This is a genomic window from Paracoccus sp. (in: a-proteobacteria) (assembly GCF_046462195.1).
In the GTDB taxonomy this organism is placed as follows: Bacteria; Pseudomonadota; Alphaproteobacteria; order Rhodobacterales; family Rhodobacteraceae; genus Paracoccus.
Map to the genome: position 1 here is coordinate 1 of NZ_JBKGUN010000157.1, position 22318 is coordinate 22318.

The 22318-nt window shown below is 65.3% G+C and carries 25 protein-coding genes; 11 read left to right on the forward strand and 14 right to left on the reverse strand.

Annotated features, from left to right (window positions below; all coding sequences use genetic code 11):
* Positions 1–123: 123 nt before the first annotated feature.
* On the reverse strand, positions 124–1038 hold the full coding sequence (locus tag ACLHHB_RS09995; protein WP_410218137.1) for a LysR family transcriptional regulator: 915 nt from the start codon (positions 1036–1038) through the stop codon (positions 124–126).
* 91 nt (positions 1039–1129) lie between these two features.
* Between ACLHHB_RS09995 and metF the strand changes: the two genes are divergently transcribed.
* Positions 1130–2020, forward strand: coding sequence for a methylenetetrahydrofolate reductase [NAD(P)H] (gene metF / locus ACLHHB_RS10000; RefSeq protein WP_410218138.1), 891 nt, complete (start codon positions 1130–1132; stop codon positions 2018–2020).
* Between the two features lie 18 nt (positions 2021–2038).
* Here metF and ACLHHB_RS10005 read toward each other — a convergent pair whose 3' ends face one another.
* Positions 2039–3190 carry a type III PLP-dependent enzyme gene (locus ACLHHB_RS10005; protein ID WP_410218139.1) on the reverse strand — a complete coding sequence of 384 codons (1152 nt, stop codon included), beginning with the start codon at positions 3188–3190 and terminating at the stop codon, positions 2039–2041.
* A gap of 145 nt (positions 3191–3335) precedes the next feature.
* Between ACLHHB_RS10005 and ACLHHB_RS10010 the strand changes: the two genes are divergently transcribed.
* Entirely contained in the window at positions 3336–3767 is a 432-nt protein-coding gene (locus ACLHHB_RS10010) for an Lrp/AsnC family transcriptional regulator (protein ID WP_410218140.1), read from the forward strand.
* On the opposite strand, the gene ACLHHB_RS10015 is transcribed toward ACLHHB_RS10010, so the two are convergent.
* Positions 3764–4393 (reverse strand): winged helix-turn-helix transcriptional regulator, encoded by a 630-nt coding sequence (locus tag ACLHHB_RS10015; protein WP_410218141.1) that lies wholly within the window; start codon positions 4391–4393, stop codon positions 3764–3766. The two genes, ACLHHB_RS10010 and ACLHHB_RS10015, sit on opposite strands and share 4 nt — an antisense overlap.
* A 97-nt stretch (positions 4394–4490) precedes the next feature.
* Here ACLHHB_RS10015 and ACLHHB_RS10020 point away from each other — a divergent pair, with 97 nt between their 5' ends.
* From ACLHHB_RS10020 to ACLHHB_RS10045, 6 genes are all read left to right on the forward strand, one after another.
* Positions 4491–5213, forward strand: coding sequence for a DUF1428 domain-containing protein (locus ACLHHB_RS10020; RefSeq protein WP_410218142.1), 723 nt, complete (start codon positions 4491–4493; stop codon positions 5211–5213).
* 9 nt (positions 5214–5222) lie between these two features.
* Positions 5223–5621, forward strand: a complete 399-nt coding sequence (locus tag ACLHHB_RS10025; protein WP_410218143.1) for a VOC family protein — start codon at positions 5223–5225, stop codon at positions 5619–5621.
* Positions 5622–5657: 36 nt separating this feature from the next.
* The gene (locus tag ACLHHB_RS10030) at positions 5658–6002 is read left to right on the forward strand and encodes a VOC family protein (RefSeq protein WP_410218144.1); all 345 of its coding nucleotides are present in this window, start codon (positions 5658–5660) and stop codon (positions 6000–6002) included.
* Complete coding sequence (locus ACLHHB_RS10035) at positions 5999–6649, forward strand: glutathione S-transferase family protein (protein ID WP_410218145.1); 651 nt, start codon at positions 5999–6001, stop codon at positions 6647–6649. Before ACLHHB_RS10030 ends, ACLHHB_RS10035 begins: the two co-directional genes overlap by 4 nt.
* A 62-nt stretch (positions 6650–6711) precedes the next feature.
* Complete coding sequence (locus ACLHHB_RS10040) at positions 6712–9747, forward strand: valine--tRNA ligase (RefSeq protein WP_410218146.1); 3036 nt, start codon at positions 6712–6714, stop codon at positions 9745–9747.
* Between the two features lie 53 nt (positions 9748–9800).
* Positions 9801–10124 carry a DUF1992 domain-containing protein gene (locus tag ACLHHB_RS10045; RefSeq protein WP_410218147.1) on the forward strand — a complete coding sequence of 108 codons (324 nt, stop codon included), beginning with the start codon at positions 9801–9803 and terminating at the stop codon, positions 10122–10124.
* Here the strand turns inward: ACLHHB_RS10045 and ACLHHB_RS10050 are convergent.
* The 3 genes from ACLHHB_RS10050 to ACLHHB_RS10060 are packed head-to-tail and all read right to left on the reverse strand — an operon-like array spanning position 10111 to position 12893.
* Positions 10111–11214 (reverse strand): pyridoxal phosphate-dependent aminotransferase, encoded by a 1104-nt coding sequence (locus ACLHHB_RS10050; RefSeq protein WP_410218148.1) that lies wholly within the window; start codon positions 11212–11214, stop codon positions 10111–10113. The two genes, ACLHHB_RS10045 and ACLHHB_RS10050, sit on opposite strands and share 14 nt — an antisense overlap.
* 39 nt (positions 11215–11253) lie before the next feature.
* On the reverse strand, positions 11254–11490 hold the full coding sequence (locus ACLHHB_RS10055; RefSeq protein ID WP_410218149.1) for an Lrp/AsnC family transcriptional regulator: 237 nt from the start codon (positions 11488–11490) through the stop codon (positions 11254–11256).
* A gap of 26 nt (positions 11491–11516) precedes the next feature.
* On the reverse strand, positions 11517–12893 hold the full coding sequence (locus tag ACLHHB_RS10060; protein ID WP_410218150.1) for an MATE family efflux transporter: 1377 nt from the start codon (positions 12891–12893) through the stop codon (positions 11517–11519).
* Between the two features lie 186 nt (positions 12894–13079).
* Between ACLHHB_RS10060 and ACLHHB_RS10065 the strand changes: the two genes are divergently transcribed.
* The 3 genes from ACLHHB_RS10065 to plsY are packed head-to-tail and all read left to right on the forward strand — an operon-like array spanning position 13080 to position 15909.
* A complete protein-coding gene (locus ACLHHB_RS10065) occupies positions 13080–14039 on the forward strand; it encodes an aspartate carbamoyltransferase catalytic subunit (protein WP_410218151.1) in 960 nt (319 codons plus the stop codon).
* Positions 14040–14041: 2 nt separating this feature from the next.
* Positions 14042–15322: a dihydroorotase gene (gene pyrC / locus ACLHHB_RS10070; RefSeq protein ID WP_410218180.1), complete on the forward strand. Its 1281-nt coding sequence runs from the start codon at positions 14042–14044 to the stop codon at positions 15320–15322.
* Positions 15319–15909, forward strand: a complete 591-nt coding sequence (gene plsY, locus ACLHHB_RS10075; RefSeq protein WP_410218152.1) for a glycerol-3-phosphate 1-O-acyltransferase PlsY — start codon at positions 15319–15321, stop codon at positions 15907–15909. Before pyrC ends, plsY begins: the two co-directional genes overlap by 4 nt.
* On the opposite strand, the gene ACLHHB_RS10080 is transcribed toward plsY, so the two are convergent.
* From ACLHHB_RS10080 to uvrC, 8 genes are all read right to left on the reverse strand, one after another.
* Positions 15906–16301 carry a hypothetical protein gene (locus ACLHHB_RS10080; protein WP_410218153.1) on the reverse strand — a complete coding sequence of 132 codons (396 nt, stop codon included), beginning with the start codon at positions 16299–16301 and terminating at the stop codon, positions 15906–15908. The genes plsY and ACLHHB_RS10080 overlap by 4 nt on opposite strands.
* 175 nt (positions 16302–16476) lie before the next feature.
* Entirely contained in the window at positions 16477–17847 is a 1371-nt protein-coding gene (locus tag ACLHHB_RS10085; protein WP_410218154.1) for a glutamate--cysteine ligase, read from the reverse strand.
* Positions 17848–17916: 69 nt separating this feature from the next.
* Positions 17917–18423 carry a hypothetical protein gene (locus ACLHHB_RS10090; protein WP_410218155.1) on the reverse strand — a complete coding sequence of 169 codons (507 nt, stop codon included), beginning with the start codon at positions 18421–18423 and terminating at the stop codon, positions 17917–17919.
* Between the two features lie 22 nt (positions 18424–18445).
* Positions 18446–18880 carry a molybdenum cofactor biosynthesis protein MoaE gene (locus tag ACLHHB_RS10095; RefSeq protein WP_410218156.1) on the reverse strand — a complete coding sequence of 145 codons (435 nt, stop codon included), beginning with the start codon at positions 18878–18880 and terminating at the stop codon, positions 18446–18448.
* Between the two features lie 3 nt (positions 18881–18883).
* Positions 18884–19135 (reverse strand): MoaD/ThiS family protein, encoded by a 252-nt coding sequence (locus ACLHHB_RS10100; protein ID WP_410218157.1) that lies wholly within the window; start codon positions 19133–19135, stop codon positions 18884–18886.
* Positions 19125–19757 (reverse strand): CDP-diacylglycerol--glycerol-3-phosphate 3-phosphatidyltransferase, encoded by a 633-nt coding sequence (pgsA, locus tag ACLHHB_RS10105; protein ID WP_410218158.1) that lies wholly within the window; start codon positions 19755–19757, stop codon positions 19125–19127. Before pgsA ends, ACLHHB_RS10100 begins: the two co-directional genes overlap by 11 nt.
* A 71-nt stretch (positions 19758–19828) precedes the next feature.
* Positions 19829–20188, reverse strand: a complete 360-nt coding sequence (locus ACLHHB_RS10110; protein WP_410218159.1) for a hypothetical protein — start codon at positions 20186–20188, stop codon at positions 19829–19831.
* Positions 20189–20447: 259 nt separating this feature from the next.
* Positions 20448–22298, reverse strand: coding sequence for an excinuclease ABC subunit UvrC (gene uvrC / locus ACLHHB_RS10115; RefSeq protein WP_410218160.1), 1851 nt, complete (start codon positions 22296–22298; stop codon positions 20448–20450).
* Positions 22299–22318 lie beyond the last annotated feature (20 nt).

Here is a 22318-nt window from a genome sequence, read left to right on the forward strand (position 1 = left end):
GCGCCCGGCCTTGCGGGCGGCCTTGATCATGACGTTCAGATTGGCGCTTGCCATCGGGTGCTCCGGAAACTGGGGTTGGGGCGTCATAGGCGAGGCGGCACGGAATGTGAAGCCAAAGGCGCGTCAGGCGGCGGCACCCCGCAGCATGCGCAGGGGCTCGGTCCGGGACAAGCGCAGGACATGCGCCATGTAGGGCTGGGACAGATCATTCGTGCGCACGGCCGCATAAAGGCGACGACGGATACCTTGGGCTCCCAAGGGCAGCAGGGCCAGTTCCGGGTTTGCCGCTTCGCGCCGCAGCACCCAGTCCGGCATGACGGCCACACCCCGTCCCGAAGCCACCAGCATCACCGCCACCGCCGTCAACTCGACCGTCCGCTGACGTTGCGGCTCGATGCCCGCAGGCGTCAGGAACTGGCTGAAGACATCCAGCCGCGCGCGGTCCATCGGATAGGTGATCAGCGTTTCCCCCGCCAGGTCGGCCGGCTCGGCATGGCCCTTGGCCACCAGCGGGTGGCCCGCGGGAACAACCAGCATGGGCGCGTAATCGAACAACGGCTGGAAGGTCACGCCCGCCAGATCCTCCGGATCCGATGAAATGACCAAGTCCACCTCCTCGCGCACCAGCGCGGGCAGCGCGCCAAAGGCCAGCCGCTGGCGGATGTCCACGTCCACGTCGGGCCAGGCACGGCGAAAGATGTCCAGCACCGGCAAGAGCCAGTCAAAGCAGGCATGACACTCCATGGCGATGTGCAGTCGCCCGATGCGGCCGGCTTCGACGCCCTTGAACTCGGCCTCGGTGGCGGCGACCAGCGGCAACACCTGCTCGGCCAGGCGCAGCAGGCGCATGCCGGCCGCAGACAGGCGCATGGGCTTGGCGCGACGGACGAACAGCTCGACCCCAGACTGTTCCTCCAGCGCCTTGACCTGATGGGACAAGGCAGACTGGGTGATGTTCAGCACCTCGGCCGCTCGCGCCAGCCCTCCTTGTTCATGGATGGCGTGAACAGTTCGCAGATGGCGCAGTTCCAGATGCATGATGAGCCGTGTTCAGGTTGATCTTGAAGATTATGAATTTGTCTCACGCTCGGACGCATGGCACAAGTGTCGTCAACAGAAAGGAATCGCCATGTCCCGCCTTGATACGCGCACAGGCCCCAAGGTCAGCTTCGAGTTCTTCCCGCCCAAGACGCTGGAAGCCTCGTTCAAGCTGTGGGAGGCCGCGCGCGCCTTGGCGCCGCTGGCCCCCGAATTCGTGTCGGTCACTTATGGTGCAGGCGGCACGACCCGCAAGCTGACGCATGAGGCCGTCACCACGATCAACCGCCAGTTCGGACTGGAGGTGGCAGCGCACCTGACCTGCGTGGAGGCCACCAAGGCCGAGACGATGCAGATCGTCCAGTCCTATGCCGATGCCGGGATCCGCGACATCGTGGCCCTGCGTGGCGACGCGCCGCACGGATCCGACCGCTTCGCACCGCATGAGGAAGGCTTTGCCAATTCGGTCGAACTGATCGAGGCAATCGCCGCGCGGGGTGATATGACGATCCGCGCGGGCGCTTATCCCGAACCCCATCCCGAAAGCGCACACAGCGACGCCGATGTCGCCTGGCTGAAGCGCAAGATCGAGGCCGGAGCCTCAAGCGCCATCACGCAGTTCTTCTTCGAGCCCGAAACCTTTTTCCGCTTTCGCGACAAATGCGCGGCAGCCGGCATTGATGCGCCGATCATCCCGGGGATCCTGCCGGTGCAAAGCTGGGCGGGCACCAAGCGCTTTGCCGCGACCTGCAACACGACCGTGCCGGCCTGGGCCGAGGCGGCGTTCCAGCAGGCAGCCCTCGACGGTCCGGAGGCTCAGCGTGGATTGGCCACCCGCCTTTGCGTGGACCTGTGCCAGAAGCTGATCGAAGGCGGCGTGGACCGCCTGCACTTCTATACGCTGAACCGGCCGGAACTGACCCGTGATGTCTGTGCCGCCCTTGGCGTCCACCCCAAGGCCGGGATGGAGGCCGTCGCCTGAAGACAGGCGGCCCCGTCCTTACAGGTTCATCACGGTGGCATGGGTCAGGGCGCCGAAACCGTTGAAGCGCGTATTCGTGACCGTCGAATAGGCACCAGCGCCGTGAAAGATCACATAATCCCCTTCGACCGCATCGGCAGGCAGGCCCAGCTCGCCCGGCAGGCGATCGACCGAATCGCAGGTGGGGCCAAAGATCACGCGGCCGATCGGCCCGCCTCGGCGTGGCTTGCCTTGGGGGGTCAACACCACGATCCGGTCGATGTTGCCGATGATCGGCAGTTCCGACAGTCCGCCGTAAACACCATCGTTCAGGAAGACCGCACCATCATCGCGAATGCCCTTGATGCAGGTAATCAAGGCACAGGCATCGGCGCAAATGCCACGGCCCGGCTCGCAGACCAACGTAGGGGCGTTGTTGCCGAACATCGCCGCGGTGGTATCCGCGATCCGGGCAAAGATCGCTTTCAGGTCAGGCTCGGCCCCGATGGCACGATGCAAGGGAAAGCCGCCGCCGACGTTCAGGCGCCGGGGACGCACCCCTGCCATGTCGCAGATGGCGCGGGCCGCCCGGATATAGCGTTCCCAGGCCACGGGATCGGCGCATTGCGTTCCCGGATGGAAGGTCAGCGAGGCGACATAGCCGCGCCGCGCCACCTCGGCCAACAGTTCCGCCGCCCGCTCGGGCGTCGCCCCGAACTTCGATCCAAAGTCATAGGCCGCCCCCGGCACTGGCAGCTTGAAACGCGGCGAGATCTCGACCCCGACGCCATCCATCTCGGACGGCACCTGTTCGAACAGCTTGTCCAACTTGGATCGACTGTCCACCGACCAGGCGCGGATCCCCTGCGCAACCGCATGGGCAATTTCGGAGCGCGCGCGGACGGGATTGTGGTAATGACGCGCCGTGCCCGGCGCCACGCGGCCGATCAGGTCGATCTCGAAGGGCGAGGCCACGTCGAACCCCCCCAGTCCTGCGGCAACAAGGTTCTGGATCACGGCTTCTTCGGGATTTGCCTTGACCGCATAGGTCACCAGGCCGGGAAATCCGTCGAGGAACTGCCGTGCCCGTTCCTGCAGCACCGTCGGCGCAAACGCCATGACCGGTTGCTCCGGAGAGAGATGGCGAATGACCTCGGCCGGATTGTCCCAAACGGTCTTGTGCTGTCCCATGACGTTTCCCTTCGCTGCTGGAGGATTCCGTTCAGCATGGCGCTTCGTTGTTCCGGTTTCGCCGCTCAAAAGGGTGGATTTGCATGATCTGGCAGTTACTATGCCAAACTTCATGGCATTCTGACGAAACAGGCGGGCGGGGTTCTTGGACGATCTGGACCGTAACATTCTGGCGCAGTTGTCAGGGGACGCGCGCATGTCGGTGGCGGTGCTGGCGCGCCGCCTGCGGGTGGCGCGGTCGACCGTTCAGGCGCGCCTCGAGCGGCTCGAGGGTACCGGCGCCATCGCAGGCTATACCCTGCGTCTGGGAGAGGCTGCCCGGACGACCCGCATCCGCGCCACCGTCCTGTTGGGGATCGAGCCGCGCAGCCTGCCCGCCATCCTGGCGCGGCTAAAGGTCATCCCCCAGGTCGAGCGCATCCACACGACCAGCGGACGCATCGACCTGCTGGTCCAGTTGGCGGCGGGCACCACGACCGAACTGGATGACACGCTGGATCGGATCGGTGGAACCGAGGGCGTGCGGTCGTCGGAAAGCCTGATCCACCTGTCGACCAAGCTGGACCGCGCAGTCTAGCGCAGCCGGAACAGATCCACGAAACGCTGCGCCAGGCGCGCATCTCCCCAAAGGGCGATGTCGGAAAGCTCTGCCAGTGGCTGCGGGCCATAGACCGCCCGCGCCAGGGCATTCCCGCTGCCCTCCATCACGAAATCAACGGCAGGATCGCTGCCCGTGGCGACGTGCAGAATGCCATCGCCGGTCAGGCGCTGGACAAAACCCTCGGGGCCGATACGGAACCCGGCAGTGATCTTCTGGCCCCCCGCGGGCCCGATCATTGCCGTCATCGAGATCATCAGGGCGGAAGCGCTGATGAACCGTGTCGGATCATGCCCCGGATGCAGCGCTCCCCACCGGCACATCGCCTGCAGGACCGGCATCAGTCCCTGTCCTGATCGTGTCAGCGCATAAAGACCCATGGCCTCGTCATGAACCACCACGCCTCCTGTCTGCAATTGCGTCAGGCGCTGGCTGAGCACGGCAGCAGTGATGCCGGGAATTCCCGCCCGGATCATCTGGAAACGTTTGGGGGCCAGCATCAGTTCGCGCACGACCAGCAGGGCCCAGCGGTCCCCCACCACATTGAGGGCATGGGCCGCAAGGCAGCCTTCGTCATAACGCATTTTCGAATTCGGTCCGGTCATCTTTTCATACTAACAGTTGCTTTTTCATACTGCAACGGGAACACTTCCGTCAGGGAATCAGGAGAAGTTTCCCGCACCGCATCAGGGAGGAATGACGATGACCTATGTCCAAGGGGTTGTTCTGGCCGTGCCGACCGCCAACAGGCAGGCTTTCATCGACCACGCGCATGCCAGCTGGCCCATGTTCCAGCGCCTCGGCGCGCGGCGGCTGGTCGAAGCCTGGGCCGAGGACGTGCCGCGCGGCAAGCAGACCGATTATTTCCGAGCCACTCAGGCGCAAGAAGACGAAACGCCGGTCTTTTCCCGCATTGAATGGCCTGACCGTGCCACCGCCGATGCGGCCAACGCCAGAATGGCCGCTGGCACGGAACCCGAGATGCAGGACATGGGCCAGATGCCTTTTGACGGAAGGCGGATGATATGGGGCGGGTTCGAGCCGATCGTCGAGATTGGCCAGAGTCAGCCAGGCCGTTATGTTCAGGGCTTTGTCTTGGCCGTGCCGCAGTCAGGGCGGCAGGCCTATGTCGACATGGCTCTTGGCGCAACCGGCATGTTCCGCGACTTGGGAGCCACCTTTCAGGCGGAATGCTGGGGCGTGGATGTTCCCCACGGGACGCAGACCGATTTTTATCGCGCCACGTTGGCCGAACCGGACGAAGTTCCCGTCTTCAGCTGGATCGAATGGCCTGACCGCGCAACGTGCGACGCCGCCGCTCGTCAGATGGAGGCCGACATGGCCGGACAGGATTTTCCCGACATGCCTTTTGACGGCCGCCGCATGTTCTGGGGCGGCTTCGTCCCCGTTGTCGATCTGTCTTGAGGGGCTGTCATGGATCACGGCAAACCCGGATGGTTCGAATTGACCACGTCTGCGGGCCAGCTCAAAGCCGCAGGCGCCTTTTATTCCCGCGTTCTCGGCTGGCAGATAGCCGACGCGGGAATGGAAGGCTTCACCTATCACCTTGCCGCGCACGGGACCGACAGGGTCGCGGGATTGATGGAAACGGCTGACGACCTGCCGCCATACTGGCTGGTCTATTTCGACGTCGATGACATTGACGACGCCTTGTCACGCATCCACGCAAGTGGCGGTCAGGTTCATCACGGCCCGGATCAGATCCCCGGCACGGGACGCTTTGCCGTTGCGGCCGATCCGCAGGGGGCGGTTTTCGGCCTGCTCGAACCCGCACCCATGGATTCGCAGCCTGCTGAAGACCAGGGTGCTTGAAACCAGCGCAAGGACGGACATGGCAACTGGATCGAGTTGATGAGCACCGATCCCCAAGCCGGCTGCGGCTTTTACGAAACCCTGCTGGGCTGGTCCCGCGACCACGCCCTGAACATGGGGCCGATGGGCACCTATCAGCTGTTCTCCTGGCGTGGCCAGCAGATCGGCGGCATGATGGAACTGGGAAATGCACCGCGGCCCTGCTGGTTGCCGTATTTCGGCACAAACGGCGTACGCGCCGCCATCGACCGCATTACCGAAGCAGGCGGCACCGTGATGCATGGCCCGCAAGAGGTCCCGGGTGGCGCCCATATCGCGATCGTCCGGGACCCGCAGCATGCGACGTTCGCCATTGTCGGCCCGATGAAGGTGACGCCATGACCGTTGTCCTGACGACCTATGACTGGGTGCCCGAATTCCCCCGCGGCTATGTACGCGACCTCCGCATCCGCTGGGTGCTGGAGGAATTGCACCGCCCTTACCGCATCGCCACCGTTCCCCTGAGGGACAAGACGGCGACCCATCTGGCCCGCCAGCCCTTTCATCAAGTGCCCTTGCTGCGCGACGGCGAAGTTGAACTGTTCGAAACGGGGGCAATCCTGCTCTATCTGGCCAAGGACACGCTTCTTCTGCCGAAGGACCGGTACTGGCAGGCGGTGCAATGGGTGATGGCGGCGCTGAACAGCGTCGAGCCGTTCAGCATGGCGTGGATCCTGGCCAAGGTCTTTGACCGCGACGAGGCGGCGGCCGCCAAACGAGAGCCGCTGCTGCGCCAGCGCCTGACCCAGCTTCAGGCAGGGATGGCCGACCGCGACTGGCTGGACGGGGGCGACTTCACCGTGGCCGACCTGCTGATGGCCGATGTCCTGCGCGTCCCGGCGCAGCAGGGGCTTCTGGACGACCTGCCCCTGCTTTCCGCCTATCTGGCCCGCGCGACGTCGCGTCCTGCCTTTCAAAAGGCGCGCGATGACCACATGGCCCATTGGAGGGCAGCCGACGCGGCCCAGCCGCAAGCAGCGCCCCATTGACGGCATCCCTTGGCCTTTTCCCGCGCATTCGCTAATCCATGCCCCAGGCAAGGGGATATGCGATGACGATGGACAAGAGCTTTGACGCCAAGGCCGCCGAGGCCCGGATCAGCGCCGGATGGGAACAGGCGAAGGCCTTCGCGGCCGGGGCCAATGCTTCGCGCACGGAAACCTTCACGGTCATGATCCCGCCGCCCAACGTCACGGGCAGCCTGCATATCGGCCATGCCTTCAACAACACGCTGCAGGACATCCTGGTCCGCTGGCACCGGATGCGCGGCTTCGACACGCTGTGGCAGCCCGGTCAGGATCATGCCGGCATCGCCACCCAGATGGTCGTGGAACGCCAGATGGCCCAGCGCCAGGAACCCGGCCGCCGCGAGATCGGCCGCGACGCCTTTGTCGAGAAGATCTGGGCTTGGAAGCAGGAATCGGGCGACACGATCATCAACCAGTTGAAGCGCCTCGGCGCCTCCTGCGACTGGTCCCGGAACGCCTTCACCATGTCCGGCGCCCCCGGCGCGCCTGCGGGCGAGGAAGGTAACTTCCACGATGCGGTGATCCGGGTCTTCGTGGACCTGTACAACAAGGGCATCATCTATCGCGGCAAGCGACTGGTGAACTGGGACCCACATTTCGAGACCGCCATCAGCGACCTGGAGGTCGAGAACCGGGAAACGCCCGGCCATATGTGGCACTTCAAGTACCCGCTGGCCGGCGGCGAGACTTATGAATACATCGAGCGTGACGAAGACGGCCGCGTCACCCTGCGCGAGACGCGCGATTATATCTCGATCGCGACGACCCGGCCCGAGACGATGCTGGGCGATGGTGCCGTGGCTGTGCATCCGGATGATGCCCGCTATGCCCCCATCATCGGCAAGCTGGTCGAGATCCCGGTCGGCCCCAAGGAACACCGCCGCCTGATCCCGATCATCACCGACGAATATCCGGACCCCGACTTTGGCTCGGGCGCGGTCAAGATCACCGGCGCGCATGACTTCAACGATTATGGCGTCGCGATGCGGAACAACATCCCGCTTTACGCGCTGATGGACACCAAGGGCGCAATGCGCAGCGACGGGCTGTCCTATGCCGAAAGCGCCGCCATCGCCACCCGCGCGGCGCGGGGCGAGGATGTGGGCGACGTGTCGGCGGTGAATCTGGTTCCCGACGACCTGCGCGGCCTCGACCGCATGGAGGCTCGCAAGCGCGTGATCGAGGCAATCACCGCCGAGGGCCTGGCCGTCACCTATCTGCACAAGGAAATCGACAAGGAAACCGGCGCCGAGCATCTGGAGCGTCGTCCCGTTGTCGATCAGAAGCCCATCATGCAGCCCTTCGGCGACCGCTCGGGCGTTGTCATCGAGCCTATGCTGACCGACCAGTGGTTCGTCGACACGCAGCGCATCGTCGGCCCCGCGCTGGACGCCGTCCGGACGGGCCGCACCCAGATCCTGCCCGAGCAGCACCGCAAGGTTTACTTCAACTGGCTGGAAAACATCGAGCCTTGGACCATCAGCCGCCAGCTGTGGTGGGGCCACCAGATCCCGGTCTGGTACGGGCCGGAATATGATGACGTTGGTAACGTAACTGACATACGCGGACGTAAATTCTGTGCGGAAAACGCGGCAGCGGCGATTGCTCAAGCAGAGGAAGTCTATTCGCAGCAATTTGGCAGGTCAGTAAAAGTCGAGGAGATGCCCCTGATCGACGAGGGCATCGAGGGTGCGCGGGCAGCATCCATGCCTATGTCGAGTGGAGCCGGTTGGGGTGATGGGCCGATTTCCCCTTCACATGTCCGCATATCCCGCGACCCCGACGTGCTGGACACCTGGTTCAGCAGCGGCCTTTGGCCCATCGGAACGCTGGGCTGGCCCGAGCCGACCGAGGAGCTGCAGAAGTATTTCCCGACGGACGTGCTGGTCACGGGCTTCGACATCATCTTCTTCTGGGTCGCCCGGATGATGATGATGCAGCTGGAGGTCGTGAACGACGTTCCCTTCCACACCGTCTATGTCCACGGGCTGGTGCGCGACGAGAAGGGCGCGAAGATGTCCAAGTCCAAGGGCAACGTCATCGACCCGCTGACGCTGGTGGACGAATACGGGGCGGACGCGCTGCGCTTTACCCTGACCTCGATGGCGGCGATGGGGCGCGACCCCAAGCTGGGACCCAAGCATGTCGAGGTGAACCGCAATTTCGTCACCAAGATCTGGAACGCCGCCCGTTTTGCGGAGATGAACGGCGTGCGCGGCGGCGGCGAACGGCCAGAGCCCCGGCACACCGTGAACCGCTGGATCATCGGCGAAACGGCACGCGTCCTGATGGCCGCTGACGAGGCGCTGGAATCCTACCGCTTCAACGATGCGGCGACGGGCCTGTATGCCTTTGTCTGGGGCAAGGTCTGCGACTGGTATGTAGAGTTCGCCAAGCCGCTGTTCGATGGCGAACATGCCGAGGAAACCCGCGCCACAATGGGCTGGGTGCTGGACCAGTGCTATCTGATGCTGCACCCGATCATGCCCTTCGTGACCGAAGAACTGTGGTCGCTGACGGCGGATCGTCCCAGGATGCTGGTTCACGGCGACTGGCCGCAACTGGGTTCCGATCTGATCGACGCGACCGCCGACCGGCAGATGAACTGGGTCATCGCCCTGATCGAGGCCGTACGCTCGGCCCGCGCGCAGATGGGCGTGCCGGCTGGGGCCAAGCTGGACCTGATCGTGACCGAGGCTGACGACGCCGCCCGCGCGGCACTGGCCGCCAATGCGCCGCTGATCGAGCGTCTGGCGCGGGTCAATCCGCCCATGGACGGCAACGTCGGCAAGGGCATGATTGCCGTGTCGGTTTCCGGCGCCAGCTTTGCGTTGCCCATTGGCGCGGTGATTGACGTGGCGGCCGAAACCACCCGTCTGACCAAGGCGCAGGGAAAGGTCGAGAAGGACGCCGATGGCCTCCGCAAGCGCCTGTCGAATCCCCGGTTCGTCGAGAATGCCGAAGCCGAGGTGATCGAGGAAACGCGGGACAAGCTGGCAGTGCTGGACGACGACATCGCCCGTCTGCGGGCCGCGCTGGATCAGCTGGCCGCCATGTAACCACGGACCGAGGGTGCCAGGTCGGGCGCCTTCGGCAGGATGCAGGGAACACCATGACCTGGCTGGAGCGGATCGCCGAACGGATGATGCTGAAGGCGCGAGCCGAGGGAAAGCTGTCGGGCCTGAAGGGCGAGGGCAAGCCCCTGCCCCACCGCCCGGCAGGCGATGCGGGGCAAGCCGTCGGATTCCGGATCATGGCCGAGGCGGGCGTCCTGCCGGAAGAGATCGTCCTTAAAAAGCAGGTGATCGCGGCGCAGCAGCGCCTTGCCCATCTGCCCGAAGGGCCGGATCGTCAGGCGCTGCTGGCCGAAATTGCGCGGCTGCAGATGCGTCAGTCGATTGCCGAAGAGGCACGCCGCCGCTTCATGCGGGATTGAGGCGGGCCAGTGCGCGGGGCAATGCCTCGGCCAGCGTTTCCATCTGGGTTACCGGACCGCAGCTGATCCGGATGCAACGGTCCAGCGGCGCGACTCCCGGCATGCGGACAAAGACGCCCTCGGCCTCGAGCGCCGCCACAAGGGCGCGGGCATGGGTGCCGTCGCGGCCGGTGTCCAGCGCCACGAAATTGGCTGCGGAGGGCAAAGGCGTCAGACCGTTCGCCGCGCCGATTTCTGCGATCCGGTCGCGGGCGGCATGAACCTCGGCCACGACATGGGCCAGCCATCCCTGATCGGCCAGCGCCGCCAGCGCCCCCGCCTGCGCGATGCGGTTCACGCCGAAATGGTTGCGGATCCGGTCAAAGCCCGCGATCAGCTCCGGCGCCCCGATGGCATAGCCGATGCGCGCTCCGGCCAGTCCATAGGCCTTGGAAAAGGTCCGCATGCGGATCACGCGCGGATCATCGGCAGGAATGTCGGGGATCGCGTCCTGCGGCGCGAATTCGGCATAAGCCTCGTCCAAAACCAGCGAACAGTCGGGTGGCAGATCATCCAGCATCGCCCGGATTTCCGTGCCCTTGTGCCAGCTGCCCATGGGGTTGTCGGGGTTGGACAGGTAAACCAGACGCGCGCCAACCTGATGGGCGCAGTCCAGCAAGGCCTGCAGGTCCTCGGCGTCGTCGCGATACGGAACCTTGTGCAGGACGCCGCCAAAGCCCGCCACGTGATAGTTGAAGGTGGGATAGGCACCTTCGGAGGTCACGATCGCATCGCCCGGGGCCACCATCAGCCGCACAAGGTTGCCCAACAGCCCGTCGATTCCTTCACCCACCAGAATGTGCTGCGGTTCGACCGACAGATGCGCCGCCAGGGCATGGGTCAGGTCGTGGCTGGGACCGTCGCCGTATTTCCAGATCTGCCCCACGGCTTCGCGCATGGCGCGCGCGGCCAGGGGGCTGGGGCCGAACGCGCTTTCATTCGCGCCGAGACGGGCGGCAAAGGGCGTGCCCCGCCGACGCTCCAGGGTTTCGGCGCCGATGAACGGGACGGTGGTGGGCAGGCTGGCGGGCAGCGGGGCAAATCGTGTCATGGGCGCAGACTGCCCCGACCGCGTCCGCCCTGCAAGGGATCAAAAGGCCCGAAAGGTCATGGTCGTCAGGGTGCGGCTGATATGGGGGATGTCGAACAAACGCTCGGACAGGAAACGCCCGACATCCTCTTCCTCGGGAATGTAGACCTTGGCGATCAGGTCGAAGTCACCTGAGGTCGAGAACAGTTCGCTGACGACCTCGCGGTCATAGATGGCCTCGGCGACCTGATAGGTCCGGCCGGGCTCGCATCGGAACTGGACAAAGACTGCACGCATGGGGACCTCCCTCTTTGCGCGACAGGTTAGACCGCGGCCGCGGACCGGGTCCAGTCCCCGCGCGCATGACCACCCCAGAAGCGGCGCATCAGAAGGATCGCCGCGAAGGTCAGGCCCACGCACAGACCCAGCCACAACCCGGCCGGCCCATAGCCCAAGGGGAAAGCCAGCGCCCAGGCGACTGGCATGCCGACCGCCCAATAGCTGAAGCCCGCGATCCACATCGGCACCCGCGTGTCCTGCACCCCACGCAGGAAGCCCAGCGCGATGACTTGGAAGGCATCCGTCAACTGGAACAGCGCCGCGTACATCAGCAGCGTCGACCCCAACGCTACGATGGCCGGCGCCTGCGGATTGTCGGGATCCAGATACAACCGCACCAGTTGTTCGGAGAACAGCAGATAGATCGCGATGGCGATGGCGGCAAAGACCAGGGACATCCAGATGACGGTCACGGCCGCGTCGCGCATCCAAGGGCGGTCGCCCCGGCCCTTGGCCTGCCCCACCCGCACGGTGGCCGCGTTCGACAGGCCCAGATGCGCCATGAAGGTGATCGAGGTGATCTGCAGCGCGATCCCATGCGCTGCCAGCTGCGGCGTGCCGATCCAGCCCATCATGATGTTCGAGGCGACGAACAAACCGCCTTCGGCGACCATAGTCAGGCCGATGGGCCAGCCGATCCGCGCCACCTGCCGCATCGCCTGCCAGTCGGGCCGCCAGAAGCGTTGGAACAGGTTGTACTGCCGCGCCATGGGCAACCAGGCCGCATAAGCCACCAGCAGCAGCAACTGGACAACCTGCACCGTGACGCTGGCGATGGCCGCGCCCTGCACGCCCAGTTCGGGCGCCCCCAGGTTACCGAAGATCAGGACCCAGTTCAGGAACAGGTTCAACGGCAGCCCGGCCAGCGTGACCCACATCACCACCTGCGTCCGCTCCAGCGCGGCCAGATACGAGGCAAGGGTCAGCTGTCCCAGCACGACCGCCAGCCCCCAGCCCGCGATGCGCAGGTAATCCTGCGCCAGCGATGCAACGGTGGCCGTCTGGCCCAGACCCAGCAGGATCGGCTCTGACCACCACAACAGCGGCATCACCGCCAGCGCAAAGGCCGAGGACAGCCACAGGGCCATGCGCGCGCCGCGCCGTACCTCGGTCTCGTTGCCCGAAGCGACGTGGCTGGCGATCAGCCCCATCACGCCGGTGCCGAAACCCATGCCCAGGAAGAACAGGATATGAAAGAAGGAGGTCGCGATGACCAGGGCCGCCAGCGGCTCGACCCCGTACCAGCCGATCATGACCGTGTCGCCCACGCCGATGGCCATGCGTGCCAGATGGCTGCCGATCAGCGGCAGACCCAACGACAATGTCGCAAGGATATGGGGGCGATAGCGGGTCATCTGCATGAAGCCGCCATATCTCGCGCCCCCGCACCGGGCAAGAGGCCGCACTGCACATCCTGCAAGAATTCGCGCGGCCTGCATCTTCCATGCCGATCCGCGCCTTCGCAGGCCACGGGGTCAGGCTCCCCGCTTGCCGGATTCTCCGCCATCTGCGATAGAACGCCGGACCCCCGAGCCAAGAGGCCGCCCATGAGCTTTCGCGCCCGTCACCTTCTGGGCATCGACCACCTCAAGCCCGACGAGATCGTCTCGCTTCTGGATCTGGCCGAGGATTATGTTTCGCTGAACCGTCGCACGGTCAAGCATTCCGACGCGCTGGAAGGCATGACCCAGATCAACATGTTCTTCGAGAACTCGACCCGCACCCAGGCCAGCTTTGAACTGGCGGGCAAGCGGCTGGGCGCGGACGTGATGAACATGGCGGTCAGCCAGTCCTCCGTGAAAAAGGGTGAAACCCTGATCGACACCGCGCTGACGCTGAACGCGATGCAGCCAGACCTGCTGGTCGTGCGCCATCCCCATTCAGGGGCGGTAAACCTGCTGGCCGAAAAGGTGAACTGCGCCGTCATCAACGCGGGCGACGGGCGACATGAACATCCTACGCAGGCATTGCTGGATGCCTTGACCATCCGCCGCGCCAAGGGGCGGCTGCATCGGCTGACCATCGCCATCTGCGGCGACATCGCGCACAGCCGCGTCGCCCGTTCGAACCTGATCCTGCTGGGCAAGATGGAAAACCGCATCAGGCTGATCGGCCCGGCGACCTTGATGCCCGCCGGCGCGGCCGAGATGGGGGTCGAACTTTACGAGAACATGCGCGAAGGCCTGAAGGGCGCCGATGTCGTGATGATGCTGCGCCTGCAGAAGGAACGCATGGACGGCGGCTTCATCCCCTCGCAACGGGAATATTATCACCGCTGGGGCCTCGATGCCGAAAAGCTGGCACTGGCGGCGGACGACGCGATCGTCATGCACCCCGGCCCCATGAACCGCGGAGTCGAGATCGACGGCACCATCGCGGACGACATCAACCGCAGCGTCATCCAGGACCAGGTCGAGATGGGCGTGGCCGTCCGCATGGCCGCATTGGACCTGCTGGCCCGCAACCTGCGCGCCGAACGCGGCCGCGCCGCCGCAGGGGAGGCATGATGATGGACCTGATCTTCCGGAACGCCCGCCTGATCGACCCGCAGGCGCAGACCGATGCCTTGGGCAGCCTGCGCGTCACCGACGGCCGCATCGCGGGTCAGGGTGCGGCGGAGGAGGCTGCGCCCGAAGGGGCCACTGTCATCGACTGCCGCGGCCGCGCATTGGCCCCCGGCCTGATCGACTGGGGCGTCAAGATCGGAGAACCCGGCGAACGTCACAAGGAAAGCTTTCGCAGCGCCGGTCTGGCCGCCGCGGCGGGCGGAGTGACCACGATGGTGGCCCGCCCCGATACGCTGCCGCCCATCGACACGCCCGAGGCGCTGGAATTCGTCACTCGTCGCGCCACCGATGCGCCGGTGAACATCCGCCACATGGCCGCCCTGACAAAGGCGCGCGAAGGTCAGGAAATGGTCGAGATCGGGTTCCTGACCGATCTGGGGGCGGTGGCCTTCACCGACGGCGTGCGCGTGGTGCGCGACACCAAACTCTTGTCGCGCTGCATGACCTATGCGCGCGGCCTGGACGCCCTGATCATCGGACATCCGCAGGACCCGGGCCTGTCACAGGGCGCGGCGGCGACCAGCGGCAAGTTCGCCTCGCTTTATGGTGTGCCTGCCGTCTCGCCCATGGCCGAGGTGATGGGGCTGGACCGTGACCTGGCGCTTGTCGCGATGACCCGTTGCCGGTGGCACGCCGACCAGATCACCACGGCCGCCGCCCTGCCCGCCCTGGCACGCGCCCGGCAGGCAGGGTTGGATGTCAGTGCCGGGATCTCGATCCACCACCTGACCCTGAACGAGTTCGACGTGGGCGATTACCGGACCTTTTTCCGCTTCACCCCGCCCTTGCGGTCCGAGGAGGACCGCCAGGCGATGGTCCAGGCGGTGGCGGACGGACTGATCGACACGATCGCCAGCTTTCACACGCCTCAGGACGAGGAGTCCAAGCGCCTTCCGTTCGAGGCCGCGGCCCCCGGCGCGGTCGGCCTGCAAACGCTGCTGCCCGCGGCGCTGCGGCTGTATCATCAGGGCGGGATCAGCCTGCCGCAACTGTGGCGCGCGCTGTCGCTGAACCCGGCCCGGCGTCTGAACCTGACCGCTGGCCGGCTGGCCGGGGGCGCCCCTGCCGACCTTGTTCTTTTCGATCCCGACGCCCCTTTTGTTCTGGACCGTTTCGCGCTGCTGTCGAAATCGAAGAACACGCCCTTTGACGGCGCTCGGATGCAAGGTCGCGTCTTGGGCACATGGGTTGGTGGCCGTCGCGTTTTTGGAGATGCTGCATGACACTGATCCTTTGGGCCGTCTTCGGCTATCTTCTGGGCTCGGTTCCGTTCGGGCTGGTGATCACGCGGGCTCTGGGTCTGGGCGACCTGCGCCAGATCGGCTCGGGCAATATCGGCGCCACCAATGTGCTGCGCACGGGCAACAAGCCGGCCGCGCTGGCAACGCTGCTGCTGGATTCGGGCAAGGGCGCCATCGCCGTCCTGCTGGCCCGTCACCTTGGCGGCGAGACGGCGGCCCTGCTGGCGGGCGGCGCGGCCTTTCTGGGTCATTGCTTCCCCGTCTGGCTGCGCTTCAAGGGCGGCAAGGGGGTCGCAACCTTTCTGGGAACGCTGCTGGCCCTGCACTGGCCGCTGGGACTGATCGCCTGCGCCATCTGGGCCGTGACGGCACTGATCAGCCGCATCAGCAGCCTCAGCGCCTTGCTGGCGGCAGCCTTGGCGCCGGTCTTTGCCTGGGGCATGGGGCGCATGGACCTCGGGGCGGTGGCGGGGTTCATGGCGATCCTGATCGCGCTGCGTCATCACGCCAACATCACGCGCCTGCTGAATGGAACCGAGCCGCGCATCGGCCGGAAGCAGCCGAACTAGCGTTCGACCACCAGCCTGCGTCCTGCGGCCCGCAGTGGCCGCTGCGGAGCCACCATGCCGTTGTGCAATCCGGTGGGGCTGAACGGGCCTTGCATCTCAGGCTCCGGCTCTTCTTCCGGCTGGACCATTGTTCCGGCAGGAGTGCCCGCGGCGATCTGCTCCAGCGCCACGATTCCCCGGCGGGCGGAAACCGCGATCGAGATCAGGGCCAGGCAGGCCCCTGACACCAGGATCAGAACAACCGCCCCCAGCAGCCCCATGAAGATCGGCATCGGGGGCACACCCTCGGCACGCCGGACGAGAACCACGACCATGGCCAGCAATGCCACGAGGCCGAGCCCGAAGACAACCGCGACAAGCCGTCCGATCCACCGCATCATATCGCCACGCATGATTTGCCCCGCATCCTTTTGTCGCCGTTTCCCGCGGGGTGCCACCAAGACTGCCACAGTTCAAGCGGGGCCTGCGCATCGGCCGCTCATTTTCCCGTGGGCGGTCGGGCTGTGACGGATCATCCTGCAAGGGGTGCGGGGGGATGCAGGATCCCCCCGTTGTCGCGAAATTCAATCAGTAAGAGTACTCGTCATAGATCCGGCTCAGGTCGCCGGCCCATGCGCCGCGATACTGGTCCAGCAGCTCGTCGGCGGGCACCTTGCCGGTGTCCACGCTTTCCCGAACCGTGTTGAGGAAATGCGTTTCGTCAGGAACCAGACCGCCGTTTCCGGGCTTGGCGCGGTTCTTCAGGCCGGTTTCGGCGATGCGCAGTACATCCCGCGCCAGATCATGCATGCGCACGCCATTGGCCTCGGCCTGCAATCCGTCGCGGCCTGCCGCCACCCGCAAGGCTTCACGGGTTTCCGCGTCCCAGCCCTTGACCAGGTCCCAAGCAGCGTCCAGCGCCTCCTGGTCATAGGTGAGGCCCACCCAAAGAGCCGGCAGCGCACACAGCCTGCGCCATGATCCGCCATCGGCGCCGCGCATCTCGATGTATTTCTTGACCCGGGCTTCGGGAAAGACGGTCGTCATGTGGTCGGCCCAGTCCGAAAGCGTCGGCACCTCGCCCGGCAGGGCCGGCAACTGGCCTTTCAGGAAGTCCTTGAAGCTTTGCCCCAGCGCATCGATGTACTTGCCGTCGCGGTACACGAAATACATGGGCACGTTCAGCACGTAATCCACCCAGGCTTCGTAGCCGAAGCCGTCCTCGAAGACGAAGGGCAGCATGCCGGTGCGTGCGCCGTCGAGGTTCTGCCAGATATGGGCACGCCAGGACTTCATCCCATTGGGCTTGCCGTCGAGAAAGGGCGAATTGGCGAACAACGCCGTTGCCACCGGCTGAAGGGCCAAGGCCACGCGCATCTTCTGCACCATGTCGGCTTCGGAAGCGAAGTCGAGGTTCACCTGAACCGTGCAGGTCCGGTACATCATCTGGGTGCCAAGCGTACCCACACGGCCCATGTAGTCGGTCATCAGCCGGTAACGCCCCTTGGGCATCATCGGCATGTCATCCTGCCCCCAGAGGGGCGCTGCACCCAGCCCGATGAAACCAGCGCCGATGTCACGGGCCACGGCCTCGACCTCGGCCAGGTGGCTGTTCACCTCGTCGCAGGTCTGGTGGATCGTTTCCAGCGGCGCCCCTGACAGTTCCAGCTGGCCGCCCGGCTCCAGGCTGACATTGGCGCCATCACGTTCCAGCCCGATCAGCTTGCCGGCTTCCAGCACCGGGGTCCAGTTGAAGCGGTCGCGCAGACCCTCCAGCATGGCCGTTATCGAAACCGGGCCCTCGTAGGGCAAGGGCATCTTGCCAGCCAGGTCATAACCGAACTTTTCGTGTTCGGTTCCGATGCGCCAGTCGGCCTTGGGCTTCTCGCCGCTGGCAATATAAGCGGCCAGCTGGTCGCGGTGTTCGATGGGGCCTCCGCCCTGCTGGGGAATGGACATGGGGTCGAGGCCTTTCACGGTTTCCAGTCGGTCACAGGTGGCAAGCGCGCCGGGCCAAGTCAAGCGGCGTCAGACAGGCCTCCGCCAAACGGTGCGGATCGCATCGCGCTGATGCGCCACCTGTGCCAGAGCGGCAGAGACCGCGCCCATGTCCAGCCCCGGCAGGGCGGTAAAGGCATCGGCCAGTGCCGCGGCCCCCGCCGCATCGCAGGGAACCAGCAAGGCTTCGCCCGCCTGGCTGCGCAAGCGCCAATGAGCCCGGCCCTCGAGGCGCAGCAGGCGGATCTCGGTCAGGTCGCGAAGCGCAATCTCTCCGCCCAGTTCGGTGGCGCCGTAATAGCGGATGGCGCCTTCCACGATCTCGACCACCCCGGGCGCCGTGACGGGGCGGCGGAACGGACTGCGGCGGAGGGCCCCGATGGCCAGCGGCACCGCCACAACCATCATCAGTCCGCCAACCAGTGCAAAGAACCAGCCGCCCCGGAATGCGACCCAGAGACCAAGGCCCGCCAAAACGGAAAAGACGATCAGTTCGGCATTTTCGCCAAGGCGTCGGCGCAGGTCCGGGCGGATCACGGACAGCAGCCCGAAGAGGGACCTACCATCGGTTCAGCGCATCCTCGTCGCTGTTCTTCGCCTCGACCCAGGCCATGGTGCCGTCGCGGGCGATTTCGCGCTTCCAGAAGGGGGCGCGGGACTTGAGCCAGTCCATCAGGTAATCCGCCGCCTGAAAGGCCGCGGCGCGGTGACGCGCGGCGGTCGCGACCATCATGATGGGCCCGCCGACCTCGATCCGGCCGTGACGATGCACGATGCGCCAGTCCGTCAGGGCGAACCGGCCCGCAGCTTCGGTGCCATAGTCCTGCAGCGCCCGTTCGGTCATGCCAGGATAATGTTCGATCTCCAGCGCCTGCATGGCGCCGGTGTCGTCCCTCACGATGCCCGTGAAGGTCACGACCGCCCCGGCTCCGGTGCCAAAGCCCGCCAGCTCGGTTGCCAGATCAAAGGGCTCGGGCTGGACACGAGCGGACATGGTTCAACCGCCCGTCATGGGGGGAAAGAACGCAACCTCGCGCGCATCGGCCAAGGGCGTGTCCAGATCGGCCAGTTTCTGGTCGATGGCGCAGCGCAGGGCAGCAAGGTCGGCAAAGGCGGCCGCATGTCCCTCGGACCGGACGATGAGTTCGGCAACCAGTTGGCGCGGGGTGGCGGCGTCCGTTGTCACCGTTTCGCGCGGATGGCCCACGCGTTCCCGCAGCCAGGCGAAATACAGCACGTCAAGGGTCACGGCGCGTCTCCCTCAGGAAGGGCAATGCCTTCACAAAATAGTCCCACCCCGTCCAGGCCGTCAGGAGCGCCGCGATCCAGATCAGAACAAGGCCCGCATGGGTGGCGAGGGCGGCAAGGCTGACCGACCACACAAGGCCCGTTTCACCCACGCGAGGAGGGCGGCCATTTTCCACGAAGGCGAGACCGGTCCCCAGGAACAGCACCGCGATGGCGACCATCTGCAGCGTTGTCTTCCACTTGGCCAGATTGGTGACGGCAAGGGTGCGGGACTGGTCGCCCAGGAACTCCCGCAGGCCCGACACGAAGACCTCGCGGAACAGGATCACCGTCGCGGGCAGGATCAGCCAAGGGTTCATTCCCGAATAGCCGGTGATCACCACCAGCGCGATGACCACCATCGCCTTGTCGGCAATGGGGTCCATGGCCGCGCCAAAGCGGCTTTCCTGCTTCCAGGCGCGCGCTAGGTAGCCGTCGAACCAATCGGTGACCGCGGCCAGCAGGAACAGCGTCAAGGCCGCCCAGTCCGCCCAAGGGCGCTGGAAATACAGAAACATCAGCGGGACGGCAGGCGCCGCCACAAGCCGAAGGAGGGTCAGGATGTTGGGAAGGGTCCAGCGCATGCCGGCAAGCTAGTCCCTGCCGAAGCGGTTGGAAAGGGGCAAGGCAGCAACACCCTGCCCCGGCGTGACATTCAAGCCGAAATCGCCTCGGGGAACAGGTCGAAGCGGCGATCCTCGACCGTCAGGCGCAGCGCCTTGATGCGCCGCTCTCCGAAGCGTTGCGTGCGTCGGCCAATGACGCGCACCGGCTCTCCCGGCAAAAGGGCCGACCGGGTCAGCCCAAGGCTGGCGTTTCGTGCGCGATCAGCGAGTTCCACGGTCCAGTTCCTGCCGTCGGGTCCGCGCACCTGCAGCGTGGGGTCACTGCCGGAAACGTTGACATCGGTGATGACGCCCACCAGCTGGGTGGAGGAGTCCTTGAAATCCTGCCAGATCGCGCCTTGGAAAGCGGGATCCGGCAAGGGCTGTCCAGCGATGTGTTCATGGGTCATGGCCGTTCCTTGATCATGAGCAGTCATGGAGGAAGCTGCAACCATAGCGCGACATCTGCTTGACGTAGCGGCATCATGATACCGCAGTCTTGCTGCCATGCGGTATTCTGCCGACCGAGAGGCCCCGCCAGACCAGCACGCAGCTTGATCGGCAAGGCTATTTCAGCCTGTGCAGCTGCAGAAACCTGCCGTGATTTCCTGTCAGATTTTTCTGGCAGAAGGCGGTTCTGGCATCACCGCGGCCATCGACAGCCGCGAATCACCCTTTCGCGTGAAAGTGGTCATAAACCTTTTGCGCCATCGCGGCCGAGATTCCGTCAACCGCCTGAAGATCGGCAAGCCCTGCCCGACTGACGGCCTTGGCGCTGCCGAAATGGGTCAAGAGCGCACGTTTGCGTGCCGAGCCCACGCCTGCGATCTCGTCCAGGGGATTGGCCATGACCGCCTTGGCCCGCTTGGCGCGGTGCGTGCCGATCGCCCAACGGTGCGCCTCGTCGCGAAGGCGCTGGACGAAGTACAGGACCGGGTCGTTCATGCGCAGCGCAAAGGGACGCTGGCCGGGCCGGTGGAACTCTTCCTTTCCGTGATCGCGGTCCTGGCCCTTGGCGACCCCTATCATGGGGATATCCTCCACCCCCAGTTCCGCCATGATGCTTTCCACCGCGCTGACCTGACCTGCGCCGCCGTCGATCAGCAGCAGGTCCGGCCAGGCCTCGGTCTGGCGGTCCGGATCTTCCTTCAGCAGGCGCTGGAAGCGGCGGGTCAGAACCTCCTTCATCATGCCGAAGTCGTCGCCGGGTGTAATCTCGGTCCCCTTGATGTTGAACTTGCGGTACTGGCTCTTGATGAAGCCTTCGGCTCCCGCGACGATCATGCCGCCCACGGCATTGGTGCCCATGATGTGGCTGTTGTCGTAAACCTCGATCCGACGCGGAGAGGCCGGCAACTCGAACGCCTCGGCCAGCCCTTCCAGCAGGCGCAATTGCGTGGCGCTCTCGGACATGCGGCGGGCCAGGCTTTCGCGTGCGTTCCGCAGGGCGTTGGTGACCAGGTCCGATTTTTCGCCACGTTGGGGCACCGTCACCTCGATCTTGCGGTGGGCGCGTCCGGACAGGACCTCGGCCGTCAGGTCCGGGTCCTCGGGCGGATGGGACAGGAGGATCTGCCGGGGCGGCGGCTTGTCATCATAAAACTGCAGCAGGAAGGCCTGCATGACCTCGTCCGCGCTTTCGGCGCCTCCGAGGCGGGGATAAAAGTCGCGGTTGCCCCAGCTCTGGTTGCCGCGGATGAAGAACACCTGCACGCAGGCCTGTCCGCCCTCCATGTGCAGCGCCACGATGTCGGCTTCGGCTACGCCCTTCGGGTTGATGGCCTGCACCGACTGGACCGCCGTCAGCGCCTTGATGCGGTCCCGCAGCGCGGCAGCGCGCTCATATTCCATCTGCTCGGCCGCGACCGCCATTTCCTTTGCCAGATCCGCCTGAATGGTCGTGGTCTTGCCCTGCAGGAAGCGTTCGGCATCGGTGACCAAGGCGTTGTAGTCGTCCTGACCAATCCGGCCCACGCAGGGAGCGCTACAGCGCTTGATCTGGAACAGCAGGCAGGGGCGCGTCCGGGATTCAAAGGTGCTGTCGGTGCAATTGCGCAGCAGGAAGACCCGCTGCAGCTGCGTCAGCGTGCGGTTGACCGCGCCCGCGCTGGCAAAGGGGCCATAATAATCGCCCTTTTCGGACTTTGCGCCGCGGTGCTTCTTGATCTGCGGATAGCCGTGCGACTTGGCTACCAGGATGTTGGGAAAGGACTTGTCGTCGCGCAGAAGCACGTTGTAGCGCGGCTTCAACTGCTTGATCAGGTTCTGCTCGAGCAGCAGCGCCTCGGTTTCGGTGTTCGTGGTCAGGAACATCATGCTGGCAGTTTCGCGGATCATCCGCGCGATGCGCGCCGAGTGTCCCGAGGGGCGCGCATAGTTCGACACCCGCGCCTTCAGATCGCGGGCCTTGCCGACGTAAAGTACCGCCCCCTGGGCATCCAGCATCCGGTAAACGCCGGGGCTGCCGTCGAGGGTACGAAGGTAATCCTGAATAAGGGCGTGTCCGGTTTTCTGGGTCATCTGTCTAAGAAAGTGATTCT

What these genes read in the sequence shown, in the direction of transcription:
- ACLHHB_RS09995 (WP_410218137.1), bottom strand. Translation starts at nt 1,038, where the DNA reads ATGCATCTGGAACTGCGCCATCTGCGAACTGTTCACGCCATCCATGAA.
- metF (WP_410218138.1), top strand. Translation starts at nt 1,130, where the DNA reads ATGTCCCGCCTTGATACGCGCACAGGCCCCAAGGTCAGCTTCGAGTTC.
- ACLHHB_RS10005 (WP_410218139.1), bottom strand. Translation starts at nt 3,190, where the DNA reads ATGGGACAGCACAAGACCGTTTGGGACAATCCGGCCGAGGTCATTCGC.
- ACLHHB_RS10015 (WP_410218141.1), bottom strand. Translation starts at nt 4,393, where the DNA reads ATGACCGGACCGAATTCGAAAATGCGTTATGACGAAGGCTGCCTTGCG.
- ACLHHB_RS10020 (WP_410218142.1), top strand. Translation starts at nt 4,491, where the DNA reads ATGACCTATGTCCAAGGGGTTGTTCTGGCCGTGCCGACCGCCAACAGG.
- ACLHHB_RS10025 (WP_410218143.1), top strand. Translation starts at nt 5,223, where the DNA reads ATGGATCACGGCAAACCCGGATGGTTCGAATTGACCACGTCTGCGGGC.
- ACLHHB_RS10035 (WP_410218145.1), top strand. Translation starts at nt 5,999, where the DNA reads ATGACCGTTGTCCTGACGACCTATGACTGGGTGCCCGAATTCCCCCGC.
- ACLHHB_RS10040 (WP_410218146.1), top strand. Translation starts at nt 6,712, where the DNA reads ATGACGATGGACAAGAGCTTTGACGCCAAGGCCGCCGAGGCCCGGATC.
- ACLHHB_RS10045 (WP_410218147.1), top strand. Translation starts at nt 9,801, where the DNA reads ATGACCTGGCTGGAGCGGATCGCCGAACGGATGATGCTGAAGGCGCGA.
- ACLHHB_RS10050 (WP_410218148.1), bottom strand. Translation starts at nt 11,214, where the DNA reads ATGACACGATTTGCCCCGCTGCCCGCCAGCCTGCCCACCACCGTCCCG.
- ACLHHB_RS10055 (WP_410218149.1), bottom strand. Translation starts at nt 11,490, where the DNA reads ATGCGTGCAGTCTTTGTCCAGTTCCGATGCGAGCCCGGCCGGACCTAT.
- ACLHHB_RS10060 (WP_410218150.1), bottom strand. Translation starts at nt 12,893, where the DNA reads ATGCAGATGACCCGCTATCGCCCCCATATCCTTGCGACATTGTCGTTG.
- ACLHHB_RS10065 (WP_410218151.1), top strand. Translation starts at nt 13,080, where the DNA reads ATGAGCTTTCGCGCCCGTCACCTTCTGGGCATCGACCACCTCAAGCCC.
- pyrC (WP_410218180.1), top strand. Translation starts at nt 14,042, where the DNA reads ATGGACCTGATCTTCCGGAACGCCCGCCTGATCGACCCGCAGGCGCAG.
- plsY (WP_410218152.1), top strand. Translation starts at nt 15,319, where the DNA reads ATGACACTGATCCTTTGGGCCGTCTTCGGCTATCTTCTGGGCTCGGTT.
- ACLHHB_RS10080 (WP_410218153.1), bottom strand. Translation starts at nt 16,301, where the DNA reads ATGCGTGGCGATATGATGCGGTGGATCGGACGGCTTGTCGCGGTTGTC.
- ACLHHB_RS10085 (WP_410218154.1), bottom strand. Translation starts at nt 17,847, where the DNA reads ATGTCCATTCCCCAGCAGGGCGGAGGCCCCATCGAACACCGCGACCAG.
- ACLHHB_RS10095 (WP_410218156.1), bottom strand. Translation starts at nt 18,880, where the DNA reads ATGTCCGCTCGTGTCCAGCCCGAGCCCTTTGATCTGGCAACCGAGCTG.
- pgsA (WP_410218158.1), bottom strand. Translation starts at nt 19,757, where the DNA reads ATGCGCTGGACCCTTCCCAACATCCTGACCCTCCTTCGGCTTGTGGCG.
- ACLHHB_RS10110 (WP_410218159.1), bottom strand. Translation starts at nt 20,188, where the DNA reads ATGACCCATGAACACATCGCTGGACAGCCCTTGCCGGATCCCGCTTTC.
- uvrC (WP_410218160.1), bottom strand. Translation starts at nt 22,298, where the DNA reads ATGACCCAGAAAACCGGACACGCCCTTATTCAGGATTACCTTCGTACC.